The organism is Bartonella sp. SL317 (genome assembly GCF_059687655.1).
Genome location: NZ_CM185144.1, coordinates 1,502,100 through 1,518,086 on the forward strand (window position 1 = coordinate 1,502,100; position 15,987 = coordinate 1,518,086).

General features: G+C 37.0%; 10 protein-coding genes and 1 pseudogene. 5 read left to right on the forward strand and 6 right to left on the reverse strand.

What is annotated here, in order from left to right:
- Positions 1 to 14: 14 nt before the first annotated feature.
- From AC6ER9_RS06275 to AC6ER9_RS06285, 3 genes are all read right to left on the reverse strand, one after another.
- Positions 15 to 734: a BA14K family protein gene (locus AC6ER9_RS06275; RefSeq protein ID WP_497073937.1), complete on the reverse strand. Its 720-nt coding sequence runs from the start codon at positions 732 to 734 to the stop codon at positions 15 to 17.
- A 1,128-nt stretch (positions 735 to 1,862) separates the two neighbouring features.
- A complete protein-coding gene (gene uvrB, locus AC6ER9_RS06280; RefSeq protein WP_497073938.1) occupies positions 1,863 to 3,998 on the reverse strand; it encodes an excinuclease ABC subunit UvrB in 2,136 nt (711 codons plus the stop codon).
- 276 nt (positions 3,999 to 4,274) lie between these two features.
- Positions 4,275 to 4,568 carry an SH3 domain-containing protein gene (locus tag AC6ER9_RS06285; RefSeq protein WP_497073939.1) on the reverse strand — a complete coding sequence of 98 codons (294 nt, stop codon included), beginning with the start codon at positions 4,566 to 4,568 and terminating at the stop codon, positions 4,275 to 4,277.
- Between the two features lie 334 nt (positions 4,569 to 4,902).
- Between AC6ER9_RS06285 and greA the strand changes: the two genes are divergently transcribed.
- Both greA and AC6ER9_RS06295 read left to right on the forward strand, forming a co-directional pair.
- Positions 4,903 to 5,376 carry a transcription elongation factor GreA gene (greA, locus tag AC6ER9_RS06290; RefSeq protein ID WP_007347010.1) on the forward strand — a complete coding sequence of 158 codons (474 nt, stop codon included), beginning with the start codon at positions 4,903 to 4,905 and terminating at the stop codon, positions 5,374 to 5,376.
- 6 nt (positions 5,377 to 5,382) lie between these two features.
- Complete coding sequence (locus tag AC6ER9_RS06295) at positions 5,383 to 6,441, forward strand: glycosyltransferase family 4 protein (protein ID WP_497073940.1); 1,059 nt, start codon at positions 5,383 to 5,385, stop codon at positions 6,439 to 6,441.
- Between the two features lie 1,226 nt (positions 6,442 to 7,667).
- On the opposite strand, the gene AC6ER9_RS06300 is transcribed toward AC6ER9_RS06295, so the two are convergent.
- Positions 7,668 to 9,056 carry a TrkH family potassium uptake protein gene (locus AC6ER9_RS06300; RefSeq protein WP_497073941.1) on the reverse strand — a complete coding sequence of 463 codons (1,389 nt, stop codon included), beginning with the start codon at positions 9,054 to 9,056 and terminating at the stop codon, positions 7,668 to 7,670.
- 312 nt (positions 9,057 to 9,368) lie between these two features.
- Here AC6ER9_RS06300 and trxB point away from each other — a divergent pair, with 312 nt between their 5' ends.
- Both trxB and AC6ER9_RS06310 read left to right on the forward strand, forming a co-directional pair.
- On the forward strand, positions 9,369 to 10,328 hold the full coding sequence (trxB, locus tag AC6ER9_RS06305; RefSeq protein ID WP_497073942.1) for a thioredoxin-disulfide reductase: 960 nt from the start codon (positions 9,369 to 9,371) through the stop codon (positions 10,326 to 10,328).
- 39 nt (positions 10,329 to 10,367) lie between these two features.
- Positions 10,368 to 11,273: a LysR family transcriptional regulator gene (locus tag AC6ER9_RS06310; protein ID WP_497073943.1), complete on the forward strand. Its 906-nt coding sequence runs from the start codon at positions 10,368 to 10,370 to the stop codon at positions 11,271 to 11,273.
- 440 nt (positions 11,274 to 11,713) lie between these two features.
- On the opposite strand, the pseudogene AC6ER9_RS06315 reads toward AC6ER9_RS06310, so the two are convergent.
- Positions 11,714 to 12,867 (reverse strand): annotated as a pseudogene (locus tag AC6ER9_RS06315) (damage-inducible protein); the annotation flags it as partial.
- Positions 12,868 to 12,911: 44 nt separating this feature from the next.
- Positions 12,912 to 13,160, reverse strand: coding sequence for a restriction endonuclease (locus AC6ER9_RS06320; RefSeq protein ID WP_497073944.1), 249 nt, complete (start codon positions 13,158 to 13,160; stop codon positions 12,912 to 12,914).
- Between the two features lie 1,017 nt (positions 13,161 to 14,177).
- On the opposite strand from AC6ER9_RS06320, the gene AC6ER9_RS06325 reads away from it, so the two are divergent.
- A complete protein-coding gene (locus AC6ER9_RS06325; RefSeq protein WP_497073945.1) occupies positions 14,178 to 15,980 on the forward strand; it encodes a ShlB/FhaC/HecB family hemolysin secretion/activation protein in 1,803 nt (600 codons plus the stop codon).
- The last annotated feature ends 7 nt before the right edge of the window (positions 15,981 to 15,987 follow it).

Below are 15,987 nucleotides of genomic sequence, written 5' to 3' on the forward strand. Positions count from 1 at the left end.
GCAAAACAAAGATATTAGTTCACTGGAGCATAACAAAAGTGGTCTTGTCCATCATAGCCTCTAAAAGTACCTGTTTTAGGATTGAATGAACGGTATTTTTTCTTGCAATATTGAAGCCATCCACGAGTCCATGGTTGTTGGAGTGGTTGATATGTGGCTGTTGACTGGGATTCATAAATAATTTGGGTTGGTGGAACTTGTTGATATACGACTTGCGGAACTTCTTGATACACAACCTGTCTTTGTGGCATGGGTTGGTAGATAACTTGCGGCTGTTCTGGTTTTTTCAAAACATTGCCAAGAATTGCACCGGCGGCGAGACCAAGAACACCTGCTGCTAAAGCATCTCCTGAGTTATCACGCGTCACGTGATGGTGATGTGTTGTATGGTGATGTATTGTTTTTTTGCGTTCAACATAATTATATGTTTTGCGTTCAACATGATGATGATGATGTTCGCGTCTTTTATGGTCCACATGATGGTGGGGATGAGTATGAGAAGAATGATGTCTTTCAACAACAGAACGGCTGCTAGAGCTATGAGAAGGGAAATAGGAATTCGTAGCTCTCCTCATATCGTTCATTTGCTTATCCATATTTCTTCTCATCTCATTCATTTGCCGATCAATATCACTATGCATCCATTTCATATCCGCAAGCGCTGTACTGAGTGGAATCAAAATGGTTGCTGCTGATACCGCTGATAATACCACTTGTTTGGTAGATTTTCTCATAGCGACACTCCTTAAACTTAACTTCATATTTTTTCATATCATACACGTGACAAACTGAATATAATCTGAACGACTTTTGACTTTATTTTGACAAAACGAATAAAGAGCTATTTGGTTGACAAAAAACGATAAAATAAAAATCTCTTTTCATGAAAAACACATCTATTAATGTTAATTGATAAGAATTATATCTATAAAATCTCGTTTTTTACAAGAGTAACAAAGCTTTTTAATTTAATAGATAAATCTCGAGTCATAGGATACCCTATAACTTAAAATACCAACGTTATCATAGACATATGACTTTATAACAAGGAGATATTTGGGGGGAGAGCCTATTGTTTGTTTTATGGATGTATCCTCCAACTCTCTTTTAAAATGCATTAAAGCAACACATTTTTATTGATCAATAGAAAATAGTATCATATGAGGGCGTAAAGATAAAAAAAATAGCTCTCATCTTGAGTGTATTTTTAAAAATAGTTTTGCGCTTTTCAAAAGCATTCGTTTGCAGCGTTTGTTAGTAAAATATTATGTATTGTTTTAAGCTATTGTTGATGAGACCATCTTCAAGGATACGCTCTTTATGTAAATAAAACGCTATTATATTGTGAATTCATGTGCTTATTAAAAAATCTTGTCACCTTCAACTTCATTTCAGCATATTGCTCGTGAATAATATGAAATGTTATCTTTACACTTATAAAATACAAGGGTGATGACAGCATTATATTTATGAATAACATGTATAAGCCCTTTATTTTGCAATCGGTTTTAATACTGAGAGAGTTTGGAAGAGATGGCCATCTTTTTCTTAAATGGGTTTTAGTTAAATGCGCATTGCTTTTGATCTGGTGTAAGTCGAACGTTTTTTGTCTCATCATGAATAGGTTTGAAATAAGAAAGTCTCACAGTATTTTAAGTTCTTCTGTACTCTGAAAAACGATAAATTATATTTATAAATCAATTTTGTGGTTATATTTTTTTGTTTTTTAGCATTTATTTTTATGAGATCTTTTTCTTTATTACTTTGATTTTGCGAAATGTTGATATCTATGGGTGAATCTTTGTGATTAAGATTTGTAACACCTAAGAGTTAATGAAATTATAGGTAGGGTATTTGCTGCACTATTTTAAGGGCTCATCCGCAATTACGAGTTCTATTCTCTGGAGTTGTTTTATTTCATCACGCAGTCGTGCAGCTTCTTCAAAATTAAGATCTGCTGCTGCTTTACGCATTCGTTTTTCCAGTGATTGAATATGGCTTGCCAAATTGTTACGATCCATATTATTTTGCGTAATAAAATTAGAAATATTTGAGGGAGTTTGGTAGTTTTCACTTCCTGCATTAAGAATGTCATCGATATTTTTTTTGATACTGGTTGGTGTGATATGGTGCTCTTTATTGTAAGCTATCTGTTTTTGTCGACGTCTTTGCGTTTCTTGTAAAGCACGTTCTATAGAGCCGGTAATGGTATCCGCATAAAGAATAACGTGACCATCTACGTTGCGTGCGGCACGTCCGATGGTTTGGATGAGCGAGGTTTCTGAACGCAAAAAACCCTCTTTGTCGGCGTCTAATATGGCAACAAAACCGCATTCTGGAATATCCAAACCTTCTCGAAGGAGGTTGATCCCAATAAGGACATCAAAGGTGCCAAGTCGCAGGTCACGAAGAATTTCAATACGTTCTAATGTATCAATGTCAGAATGCATATAGCGTACCCGAATTCCTTGTTCGTGGAGATATTCTGTCAAATCTTCGGCCATACGCTTGGTTAGTACAGTGACCAATGTACGGTAGCCTTTTTGAATTGTTTTACGAATTTCGCTCACAACATCATCGACTTGAGTGCTTGCTGGGCGAACTTCTGTTTCTGGATCAACAAGTCCTGTTGGACGAATGATTTGTTCAGCAAAAATGCCATGGGATTGTTCTATTTCCCAGTGTCCAGGCGTTGCAGAGACAGCAATTGTTTGTGGGCGCATAGCATCCCATTCTTCAAAGCGCAAAGGACGGTTATCCATACAGGAGGGAAGGCGAAAACCATATTCCGCTAGGGTTGCTTTTCTGCGAAAGTCACCGCGATACATGCCACCAATTTGGGGAATAGTTACATGACTTTCATCGATAAAAACAAGAGCATTGAGTGGAATATATTCGAATAAGGTTGGTGGTGGTTCACCAGGATTTCGTCCAGTTAAATAACGTGAATAATTTTCAATTCCCGGACATGAGCCCGTTGTTTCTAACATTTCTAAATCAAAAATTGTCCGCTGTTCTAAGCGTTGTGCTTCTAAAAGACGTCCAGCAGCATTTAATTCATCGAGACGTTGAACGAGCTCTTTTTTGATCGATTTCATTGCTTGATTTAAGGTTGGACGGGGTATTACGTAGTGTGAATTGGCATAAATTTTAATAGATTGAAGGTCATCTGTTTTTTTTCCTGTTAGGGGATCAAATTCGGTAATTTTTTCTACTTCATCACCAAAAAGTGAGATACGCCAAGCACGATCTTCAAGGTGAGCAGGAAAAATTTCAATGGTATCTCCTCGCACACGAAAGGAACCACGAACGAAATTAATATCTTGTCGATAATACTGTTGAGAAACTAAATCAGCCAAGAATTTTCGTTGATTGAGTTTTTCCCCTTTTTCTATTTGGAAGGTCATAGCTGTATAGGTTTCTACGGAACCAATTCCGTAGATACAAGAGACAGATGCGACTATGATAACGTCATCGCGCTCTAAGACGGCACGTGTGGCAGCATGGCGCATCCGGTCAATTTGTTCATTAATAGAGGATTCTTTTTCAATATAAGTATCAGAGCGTGCAACGTAGGCTTCTGGTTGATAATAGTCATAGTAAGAAACAAAATATTCTACAGAATTGTGAGGAAAAAAGCTTTTAAATTCTCCATAAAGTTGCGCTGCTAAAGTTTTATTAGGGGCTAAGATGAGAGCTGGACGTTGTGTTTTTTCAATAACTTTCGCCATTGTATAGGTCTTTCCCGAGCCAGTAACCCCTAAAAGAACTTGTGTCCGTTCATCTTTTTCAATTCCTTCAACTAGAGTTTGAATGGCTTGAGGTTGATCTCCTGCCGGTTTAAAGGATGTTTCGAGTTGAAATGGAATACCGCCTTCAGACTTTTCAGGACGAATAGGGCGGTGAGGTGTCCATAATGCACCATTCTTAAAAAGAGGATTACCTGAAGCAATGAGAGCAGAAAGAGCTTCTACGGTTGCAGTAACACCATTTTTCATTGTTGGTTCCTTTGATAGGAAAGCACTAATAATTTTAAAGGAAATACGAATTTTTACAATTTTATTATAATAACAGTAAAACGTTATTGAGCAGATTTATTTCAGTTTGGTGAATATTGCATGGGATATTGTTCAAGTTTTTTCTATGAGAAGAATTCTTTGAAAGGGGATATTTGTGGTTGTTCGTGGACACTATTGTATTTCGGCCATGATGATCATGTTCAAGAGAACGTAGAGTATTGTTGCTGTTATGGAGAATAATCATATCGAGTATATTTAAGGAACTAAAGAGGTCGTGTATGTGTGATAAAGATCATTTCCATCTTTAAATGAAAGATAACGCGATGACACCCAACCTGTTTGGGTGTTATATCGGATATGGCACCAATTTCCTTCACAATTTTTAACAAAGACCAATTCTCCAGCAGAAATAAAGCCACAAACTGCGTATTGAGTGCTGGGTCCTGTTCTAAAATTAAGATTCGTTGTCACAAAGGCCTCAGCTGCCTTAGATATTGTTGTAGTTAAAAAGAAAGGGCCAAACATAAAAAAAATGATGAAAATTTTCATTTTTCTGTAAAGAACTTCTTTAAAAATTATCCTTCTCGCTTCATATCTCATATGATCTCTTTTACTAGATTATGATAAAATAAAAAAAATTACAATTCTTTCTTCTTTATGAGATTTTAAAGAAGAGAGTGAAGTTTAACGCTTTAAACACCGAAATGAGATGTTTTAAACACTATGAGTACATGTTTTGTTTTCTTTATTTATTTTTATATGGAAAATAGGGATACTGTACTATATAATAAGAAAGATCGTAGTTTTCGGATTCCAAAAGTAATTTTGGAAGCCGTTTTTTGTATTTTTATTAAACCTTCCGTGTAATAGAAAGGGACGGATTATGGAAAAAGTTCCGATGACTACAGCTGGCTTTGAAAGTCTTAAAGAAGAGTTGCGTTGGCGTCAACAACAGGAACGTCCACGAATTATTGAAGCAATTTCTGAGGCGCGTGCTCATGGTGACTTGTCAGAAAACGCCGAGTATCATGCTGCTAAAGAAGCACAAAGTCATAATGAGGGGCGTATTAATGAGCTTGAAGATTATATTGCTCGGGCAGAAGTTATAGATGTCTCTCGTCTTTCAGGCGACAAAATCAAATTTGGAGCGACTATTAAACTCTTGGATGAGGATACTGAAGAAAAAAAGGTGTACCAGATTGTAGGGGATCAAGAAGCGGATGTAAAGGTTGGTAAAATCTCTATTTCTTCACCGATTGCACGTGCACTCATTGGTAAGCAAGAGGGTGATGTGATTGAAGTGAATGCGCCCGGTGGTGCACATAATTACGAAATCATTAAGGTTCAGTACATCTAAATTGGTATGCGTGTGTCTTTAGAAAAAACTGAGGTTATTGCGCCTCACTTTAAAAAGCGTTTATCGGGAGTAACATCTACGATTATTCAGCTTGTTCCACTGCAGCGCGAACAGGGGGTGCGTATATCCACTCTGGGGTTTGGACTTCCAGAGAATTTGCCGGCTCTCGCCTTTAAGGACCTTTTCGGACTTTGGAAAAGTCCGAAAGGGAAGTCGTTTCGTATTTGGCATGCAAGGCGTAATATTGAGATGCTTTGTGGGATCTTTTTGCGTGATGTCTTGCGCATGAAGCTTAAACTTGTATTTACATCCGCTTCACGACGTCATCATAAGTCTTTTACCAAATGGTTGCTTCGACGTATGGATAGGGTGATTGCTACAAGTACATATACGGGCGCTTATTTAGAAGTGCCTCATAAGGTTATTATGCATGGGGTGGATGTGAAGCGTTTTACGCCACCACAAACTCTTGATGATCATTTTTCTTCGACAGGATTTCCAGGAAAATATGCGGTAGGATGTTTTGGCCGTGTGCGCAGCTCAAAGGGAACAGATTTATTTGTTGATGCCATGATAGCATTATTGCCACGTTACCCAGAGTGGACAGCACTTATCGCTGGTCGTACGACAGAGCAACATTATCATTTTGAAAAAGAATTACGCAAAAAAGTTGCTAAAGCAGGTTTGGATGATCGCATTATTTTTCTTGGTGAGATTTTGGATATACCTTTGTGGTATCGTCGCCTGTCGCTTTATGTTGCACCTTCTCGTACAGAAGGTTTCGGTTTAACGCCTTTGGAGGCAATGGCATCAAAGGTTGTAGTTGTAACGAGTGATGCAGGAGCTTATAAAGAATTGGTGGTGGAGGGAACCGGAACAGTTGTTAAAGCAGGAGATGGTGGTGCTTTAACAGAAGCGATTGAACCTTATTTTGCGGATGTAGAAAAAACATTGGCAGCTGGACAAAAAGCTTTAACTCATGTACGTGCGCATTTTCCTTTGGAAAAAGAGGCAAGAGAGATTGGGAGAGTTTACGAAGAGTTGTTTGAGGAAAAGACAGTTTAATATTATATAAAAAAATTCTTTTGGGAGCGATAAAACGTGCTTCCCTGAAAGATTATTTTACAAAATTTATCTTGTCCTTAATAGAACGCTATAAGAAGCTCTCAAAATTTTGGATAAAAGACTAAAAATGTATACGTTTGAGAGTGAAATATGGCTTATGATAAAGCATAGATGAAGGGAGGAAAGCTATTCTCATAATATTTCAGAATAAGGCAATAATACTTTAGCTCAAGTCTAGGGATTTATACACTCTTTTAACGGTGTCGTTCTGATATTATTCGTTTTATAAGACTTAAATAGACAGCAAAAAATGTTTTCCCATCTTTAAAAGGATAATGATGGTGTTTTTTATGAGGAAAAATTTCTATCCCCAGTCTTTTCTTAGATACAACAATCGTACATATTTTAATAAATGCATAATAAGATAAATCTAAGGTCAATGTGACTTATACAGATAGTTTTTCTTGATAACTTAAATGAAGAACTTTGCATATAGTAAGGTTTTCTCCTGTCAAATCTATTGATATTAAATCAATGAGAGGAATCTCTTTCGTACATCACAATTGCAAGGTGGCGTGGGGTGGATAAAAATTATTGAAGAGAAGCAGTAAAGAGCTTTTTTATAAATTGTTTGAAATACAAGCTGTTACAACATTAATAGAAATAAAATAATATGGTGGGGCTAATTTATATATTGTTTTGTGGTACCAACTTGCATCTTATTATGTAAGTAAAGGTAATAGTTCCCACTTTATACCTTTCATGAGGGTTCTCGTGAAATAGGGCGATAGATATTATATTATGAGATGTTTTTTATAATTTTATAAATTCATCTTATAATAGCATGTTATTTTTTATCAAGGACTGTGACTCTATTAAAGAGAAAAAATGTTTTATCAGCAAGTATTCATATCATTTGTATAAGAAATTATTCGTAAAAAAGAATGTTCTATGGATCCATTTTATTTGATAAAGCAGCTCAATAATATAACGTAAATTGTTATATGTTATGGCTTTGAAAGCTGTTGACACTTGATTTTTTCGAAATATGTTTTTATGTCATCACTTATACAATGATTTATTTAAAGTTTGAGGGATTTATTTAAAATTTTAGGAAATTTTCCGTTGATTGATTGAAGATTGGATATTATTTTTTTATATTGTTCACGCCTTTTTATCTTGTTAATTTTTCATTATGGTAAAATAAAGTACTCTATGCATTAAAATTATTTACGCCAGAAAGCGGGGATAAAAAGGACGAATATTGTTATGATTTCAAGGCGTCCAGCTAACATTAAAAAACTTAAAATCCATAAAGCGTTATCATTGATTGTAGAGAAATTACCAACAGGGCCAATAATATCTCCAAAGCCTGGGCCGACATTTGAAAGTGCTGTTAAGACGCCCGTAAAAGCAGAGGTAAAGTCAAGACCCGTTGTAAGCAAAAGTGCAGTGCCGATAACAAGGCAAAACATATAAAGACAGACAAAAAACAAAACGGCTTGAGCAACATCGTTTGATATGTTTGAATTATCATAGCGCGCTTTTACAACAACATTAGGAGAAAGAAGTTTTTCTATATTTGTTTGTGTAATACGCCAAAGAATAATGAGGCGATTGATTTTCATCCCACCAGAAGTAGAACCAGCACATCCGCCTGTAAAAGAAACAATGAAGAAAATTCCAACCGCAAACGGTCCCCAAAGTTGATAATCTTCAGCGCTGTAACCTGTGGTGCTAATAATGGATGAAAGGTGAAAAATGGCATCAAGAAAAATCATGTGGAAAGCACGATCATCATGAAATCGTAGCCATGCTGCTAAAGCAAAGCTAAAAAGAAGAACAATATAGAGAAAAACAATCACTTGTGGATCAAGGAAGCGTTTGAAGTGTCCAGGAAGGACTAATTTAACATAAAGCACGAAGGGCAAAGCAGAAAGCAACATGAAAATTGTTGAAATAATTAAGATAGCTGGTGTATCAGAAAAATAGCCAAAAGAAGCATCGTGCGTTGAAAACCCAGCGGTTGCGACCGTACTCATTGCATGGTTAATAGCATCAAATAAACTCATGCCTGCAGCAAAATAAGAAAGCATACAAGCCAATGTCAGTCCAACATAAGCGATGATAATTCCGTTAGCAATTTGATTGATGCGAGGCAATATTTTTTCAGATTTATCAGATGATTCCATATGAAAAAGTCGTACGCCCCCCACACGCAGAGAAGGCAAAAGCAAGAGGGCTAAACCGATAAAACCAATGCCTCCAATCCAGCATATAATAGAGCGCCATAACAAAATGCTTCGCGATAAATTATCAAGACCAGAAAGGACTGTTGAACCTGTTGTTGTAATTCCAGAAACAGATTCAAAGACGGCTCCTGCTAGAGAAATAGGAAGAGGGGAAAGATAAAGAGGTAAGGCAGCCACAATGATTCCTGTCAACCAAAGACAGACTGTAAGCATAAAGCCAAGCCGTGCTGAAAAACGGCAAGTAGCTCCCTTCGTTGCTAAAAGAATCAGCGTTGCGAACATGGTGGTTATGGCACAAGAATAGAGAAAGATTATCCAATTAAGGTTGTTGTCGTGCAAATCCACAAAAATTGGTAAAAGCATTGCTCCTCCCATGATTAACGCAAAACGTGCACAAACATTGATAATAAACTGAAAAATGACCGTTCCCTATCTTTGTATCTCTTTTTATTGTGGTTTTGTGCTTATAAGAATTTATATTTTTCCCTTTATAGGATAAAGACTAATTCTTAAACATTAGCATGCCTCAATGAGTTGGTAATCATACCTTTGCATGAAACTCGAAAAGAAGTATACATATAACATAATTGAGCCTATTGAAAAATATTTTTTTAAAAGACTGTATTCCGTTATAATTTATAAAATAATTAAGTTGTAAAAAGTGAAGAGGATTTAATGGTACAATCGCATATTCGTCTGCTGATTATTGGCTCAGGTCCGGCTGGTTATGCCGCGGCGATCTATGCGGCAAGAGCAATGCTCCAACCGGTTTTAGTGACAGGTTGGCAGCAGGGAGGGCAATTAACAATTACAACAGATGTCGAAAATTATCCAGGTTTTGCTGATCCCATTCAAGGTCCATGGCTAATGGAACAGATGGTAAAACAAGCTGAGAATATGGGGACAAAAATTGTTTATGATACGATTACAAAAGCAGATTTATTGAAGTATCCTTTTGTCTTATATGGGGATTCAGGAACACAATATTCTTGTGATGCCCTGATCATTGCTACAGGAGCTCAAGCGCGCTGGCTTGGTTTAGAAAGTGAACAGACTTTTATGGGTGGTGGTGTTTCTGCTTGTGCGACATGTGATGGTTTTTTTTATCGGGGTAAGGATGTTATTGTTGTAGGAGGAGGCAATACCGCCGTTGAAGAAGCCCTTTATTTATCGCATATAGCAAAAAGTGTAACTGTTGCTCATCGGCGAGAACAATTTAGAGCAGAAAAAATTTTGCAAGATAGGTTGTTTGCTTGTAATAATGTACGTGTTCTATGGGATCATGTGGTCGAAGAAATTGTAGGGCTACCAGCTCAGGGAGCAAAGGGAGCTATTGTAACTGGGGCACGTTTGAAAAATGTTAAAACAGGTCACGAGATGAAGCTAGAAGCAGAGGGAATATTTATCGCCATTGGGCATGATCCTGCTGTGTCTCTATTTGAAGGACAACTGAAACAAAAACGAGGTGGCTATTTATGGACAGCACCGGATTCAACCGCAACAAGCATTGCTGGTGTTTTTGCTGCAGGGGATGTAACAGATGACACATTTCGTCAAGCTGTCACAGCTGCGGGAAGGGGATGTATGGCAGCATTGGAAGCAGAGCGTTTTTTAGATAGATCTAAGCATTCATAATTCATTGAAAACATAGAGAATCTAGAGGTAAAATTAATTGTGGCGCCACCGTTAGATTGGGATAAGTTAAGGGTTTTTCACGCTGCTGCAGAAGCGGGATCTTTTACGCATGCTGCTCAAAAGCTTCATTTATCCCAATCAGCAGTTTCACGACAGGTTGCGGCTTTAGAACAAGAGGTTGGGGTCTCTTTATTCCAGCGTCATGCGCGTGGTTTGATTCTTACAGAACAGGGAGAAACTCTTTATCGTACAGCTCATGATGTTTTGATGAAGCTTGAAAATGTACGTTTGCAATTAAGTGAAAGCTATGCAAAACCAACAGGGCATTTGCGTGTGACTTCGACCTTTGGAATGGGGGCAGGATGGATTGCAGAGCGTATGCCAGAGTTTCTTAGTCTTTATCCTGACATGCAGGTTCAGCTTTTGCTTTCTGATGAAGAACTTGATTTGACAATGTGTCATGCAGATTGTGCTGTTCGCCTCCATCGCCCCCAACAACCTGATCTTATACAAAGAAAATTATTTACAATTCATATGCATGTTTATGCTTCGGAAAAGTATATTGCAAATTATGGAAAACCGGAAAAATTGTCTGAGCTTGATAAACATCGTATTATTTCATTTGGTGAACCTGTTCCTCCTTATTTGTCTGGTTTAAATTGGTTGGAAAAAGCTGGTAGAAATGATGGATCATTGCGCACTTCAATCCTACAAATCAACAATATTATTTCAATAAAGAATGCGCTTATGCGTGATCTTGGGATTGCAGTGCTGCCTGATTATATTGTCAATAATGATGAGCACTTGGTGCGTATTTTTCCTGATATGGTTGATATTCCTTCTTTTGATACTTTTTTTTGTTATCCTTATAATTTAAAAAATTTGGCAAGGTTGAATGCTTTTCGGGATTATATTTTTTTGAAAGCACGTCAGTGGTCTTTTTAATATTCATGCCTTAATTTATAAGGAATAATTATTTTTTGTACTTTGAAACTCTTGTAATATTCTTACATTTCAAATTTTTTCCATATTGAAATGATAAAAATAACTTTCTTGCTCATCATAATTGGGGTAGCCATGTGGGTAAAATTGTATAAGAGGCATGCTTTTTTATGAACTGTCTCAAGGGCTATCGCAAAATTGGGGGCGGGGAAATTAGTGTGATGGTTCCAGCTTTTTCCTTCATAAGCTTAAAGATTAGGGGGGGGCAATAGATTTTATATTATTTCATGGAGGCTTTATCGTTAGACCATTCACGGGTGCCACTGCAAAATAGGTGTGGCTACTTTAAGAAATGCTTCTTTAAAGAAAGCGTGTGAATTAGCAACGAGAGTATATTCCATTTAGGGTGGTCTATTTTACATGAAAGTTGTGACTCCATTAAAAAATTGGCTGTTTTCTTTAAATAATTCTTGCAACAAATTCTTCTTTTCAAGCATCCGGAACGTATCGGTTAAACCAATATGCTTGAATGGGATATACTCTCCTTTCATAAGACCATGATAGGTTGATTCAATATTAATGGCTGCTATGTAATAGGTGAGTAAAACAATTTCATTGGCATGGATACCATGACGGAACTTATATTCCATGTGCTCTGGTTTTATGAGATTGGATTGTAAAAGCCGTTTGATAAATGTATCAGTACCTGTAACAGGGTCAAGTATATAAACACCCCGTGATCCCAAGCTTTTTCCAAACTCATTGCGTAAGACATCATCAACAGAGTGACTAATAAAATACACAACCTCAACGGGGGTATAAACAATTCCAAGCCTATCGGTGGTTTTCTTAAATGCCTTGGTAAAAAAGTCTTCATAAAGCTTGATAATAAGGTTCTGTCTTGCTTGGGGGTGGTAATTCCAGAGGCACGGAATTTTACGCTGTCATAAAACTCTTGTAATTCTTGAGAGACTTGTTTGATATTAGTTTTATCCAACACAGTTAAGATTTTTTCCATCGCTTATGAAATGGTATTGTTTTGGACAAATTCATTGCCGTAAAATAAGACTTCAAACACGGGGCGCGTTACAAGATGTTGTCCTAACATCTCAACGGCTTTCTCTTGTTTGATTTCACTGTTTACGTTGTTTTGTAATTCCTTATAAAACGTATCAAAAGCATGAAAAGTTTCACTCTTTTCATCCACAAGCATATCTTTAAGATGATTGATATGGTTTTGAGCAATCTCAGCAACATTGCCAGCCCATATGCCCCAGTAATCCGCAAGAGTAAATTTCTTCGCCAAAAGGGTTTTAAGGATATTAGGATACTCTTTATAAAAGGGTAATTTTCCTGTTAAGCTATGAATATAGCGTTGTGGTTCATGAGTGGCTTTTCCAATATCAAGCCCCGTGCTTTCTGGTTTCTCATAAACATGGATTTTATCTTCAACTGTCGTCATATTTTTTAAGGCAACAATTTCTAAGACATGATTGACGTCTTGATTTAGGATTATCTTGTTAAGGGTTACCTCAAAATTCTCATCATTAGAAAGCAAAGTATTGATCACTTTCCAGACAACACTGTATCGCCTGTCCTTTAATCATTGCATTTACATTGTCACTTAATTCACCTTCAATGCTATCCACCAGAATACGAGGGGTGAAGATTTTTTTTGCCAGAGGCCGCGATAAAACTATCAATATCTTCTTTTTTAATGATGAGAGAGGCATCATAGCATTTACATTGAATAGCCGCCAAATCTCCTTTATCACGGATTTTCGCCACCAGATCAATACCGATATCACGTCCATCTTTATCATGTTCTTGCGCCCAGTCAAAATAGCTTTTAACCTTTTCATACCGTCCATAATGCAATGGGTCTTGCATAAGATAAGCCATAAGAAGATTTTCAAACAGAGTTCCCAATTCACGGGGTGATTTTTCTTGTTTTACGACAATATTCCAACAGAGAGCTTAGTGAGACTTGTTTATTATCAGACTTAATAGATTACAACAGAGCTCCATTTCATAACGGCATGGTCAACTCCTACCAAAATGAAGCTTATTAAATACGTTTTGAATGACGATAAAAATGGAAAAAAAGTGCTAAAAAGCTGCTATTTTTTTCAAAAGAGTTTTTTTTAAGACTGCTTATCAACAGCCTATGACACATGGTTAGATCAGCAAAATAGTAAAATTTTCTACTATTTCACGTGTTCATTTAAGACAAATGCACCATGTTCTTTTAAAAGATCATAATGATTATTGTGAAGCATTTTATCACACATTTTACAGAGAAGTTTTGACGGTTCAAAAAAAGTTACCCCCCCCCTTAAAAATTATATCATTGCTTAAATTTCAAGGTTGTATTGTTGATATGGGGATATATTTTATAAAGATTGTCTTATTAAGATGATAATATATTGAACTCTCATAGAGGGGCTAGAGTTAACTGACAAAACTTTTTTACAAAGTCACACAGATCATTTTGGGGGAGAAAGGTTCCTTGATGAGAATACCATAATAAAGAGTTTTGCGTGATTATTTTAAAGACTTCAAAAGAGATTTTTTGTTTTTTATTGTGATTTTTCATCAAAGGATGTGCTTGATAGCATGATGTACAGTCTCTTTATGCAAAGCTATAGTATAAGAACTGGAAAGAGTGTTTCTTCTCTATGATTTATGGAGATATTGAGGCATTGAACATTGACTTGTTAAACAGTTTTGGTTAAAAAAACTATCGTATATGTGTGCGGGGAGAGGTCTTCAGAAATAAACATTAGAATTTTGACGCAATTTTTACTTGGATGCAGCGATGTGCTCTGTTGTTAGAAATCGTCATAGAATAATGAGTGTTTTGAATGGCATGCTCAGAGGATTATGAAGCGATATAATGCTTCATAAATGATAAAAGCGGGGGGAAATCTATTGTTATTTATCTTTTTACGTCGAGAGCGTTTTTTAAGGCTTTTTCTAGCCATTTTAGTGTTGTTTAGCATGTTTCCTAGCGTCATTGTTTATGCGCGATCACCGGCTATTTTTCATTCTCCAGCAGATAATTTTTCTCGTCAACAATCTGAGAAGCAGCAATTAGAAAGAATTGATAATTTACGTGCCTTAACGCCCAAAGGCATTCCAACGCCTTTTGAAGAAAAGCAGGGAGCACTTTGGGGCAGTGGATACTGTTTTCCAATTCATGATATTATTGTTGATGGGGTCTATCATATTAAAAAGCGTGCTATAGCCGCGGTAACAGATCCTTATGTTGGAAGATGTATCGGTCTTGCTGATATTCAGCTTTTAATCAAGCAGTTAACTAAGGTTTATTTAGATAAAGGCTATGTTACGGCGCGTTTTTATATCCCCGATCAGGATATCAAAAACAGCAAGATGCTCAAATTTGTTGTTATTGAGGGCAAGCTGTCAGAGATTTATTACAATGGTTTACCGGCTTTACCGCATAATCATGTTGTATGGAGTGCTTTTCCGGGGTTGAAAGGGCACATTCTCAATATGCGCGATATTGAGCAGGGACTTGATCAAATCAACAGGCTTTTTTCAGCACACGCTAAAAGTGAACTTCTTCCAGGGGGTGAAGAGGGGAGCACAATAGTGAATATTAACAATAAACCGGATAAAGCTTTCAAGGTTACAGTTTCCCATGATAATTTAGGACAATCCTCAACGGGTTATGCGCGTTATAATGCGGGCTTAAAGTTAGAAAATATTTTAGGGTTCAATGATGCGTGGGATTTTAGCTATCAACGCAGTCAATCAGATTCTTTGGCAGATTACTGGGGTGGAAGCGAGCAAGAAGGCCATAGCAATAACATTTCAGCAAGTGTGAGTATTCCCTATGGTTATTGGACTTTTGGTTTAAATGGCTATGCTTATAATTATCAAAGTATTATCAAGGGCAATTTTTCGGATATTGAAACGACGGGGGATTCCAGTGAGTTACACGCCAGTATAAGCAGGGTACTCCACCGTGATAGTGTTTCACTGACGACTTTGAATTTAGGTCTTTCCTATAAAAGAACCAACAACTACCTTCTTGGCAATAAGATTGAAGTGGGGAGTCGTCAATATAGTGTTGCCAATTTTGGGGTATCGCATTCTCGCCAAATGTTAGGGGGGACTTGGACTTTTGATATCAGTTATTTGCAAGGACTTCCTCTTTTTCATGCAGTTAAGAAATATGCTCCAGGAGCAGGAGATGCAGAGCCCGAATTTGCCAAATTTACTGGTACGATCAATGTTATGACTCCCTTTAAAGTGAACGGGTGGAATTTTGTCTTAAGTAATCTTTTGAGTGGGCAATATTCACCGCATAATTTATTGGCTGCAGAGCAGATTTCTGTGGGGGGCTTTTCAAATGTTCGTGGCACGCGTGAGAGTTTGATTTTTGGCAATAATGGTTTTTTTACCCGTAATGACTTGATGCTGCGCACCATTCCGTGGCGCAACAACGCGACACTCAAAAAGGTTTTGGGTGAGTTTCGTCCCTATATTGGTTTGGATTATGGTCGTGTTTTTGCACAACCTTTGTACGGTTTTAAGAGTGAAGAACTTGCTGGTTGGACAGCGGGTGTCAAGCTTGCGGGGGGTATGGTTTCTCTTGATGCCAGTTACTCCAATATTTTGTGGAGCACAGTTGAGCATAAAAAGTCAGGTACATTTTTGATGACATTAACAATGGATCTTTAAAACAACA

Bases quoted from the DNA above. Each gene is read 5' to 3' on its own strand.
- AC6ER9_RS06275 (WP_497073937.1), bottom strand. From the start codon at position 734: ATGAGAAAATCTACCAAACAAGTGGTATTATCAGCGGTATCAGCAGCA.
- greA (WP_007347010.1), top strand. From the start codon at position 4,903: ATGGAAAAAGTTCCGATGACTACAGCTGGCTTTGAAAGTCTTAAAGAA.
- trxB (WP_497073942.1), top strand. From the start codon at position 9,369: ATGGTACAATCGCATATTCGTCTGCTGATTATTGGCTCAGGTCCGGCT.
- AC6ER9_RS06300 (WP_497073941.1), bottom strand. From the start codon at position 9,056: ATGCTTTTACCAATTTTTGTGGATTTGCACGACAACAACCTTAATTGG.
- AC6ER9_RS06325 (WP_497073945.1), top strand. From the start codon at position 14,178: ATGATAAAAGCGGGGGGAAATCTATTGTTATTTATCTTTTTACGTCGA.
- AC6ER9_RS06295 (WP_497073940.1), top strand. From the start codon at position 5,383: ATGCGTGTGTCTTTAGAAAAAACTGAGGTTATTGCGCCTCACTTTAAA.
- AC6ER9_RS06320 (WP_497073944.1), bottom strand. From the start codon at position 13,160: ATGCAAGACCCATTGCATTATGGACGGTATGAAAAGGTTAAAAGCTAT.
- AC6ER9_RS06285 (WP_497073939.1), bottom strand. From the start codon at position 4,568: ATGAAAATTTTCATCATTTTTTTTATGTTTGGCCCTTTCTTTTTAACT.
- uvrB (WP_497073938.1), bottom strand. From the start codon at position 3,998: ATGAAAAATGGTGTTACTGCAACCGTAGAAGCTCTTTCTGCTCTCATT.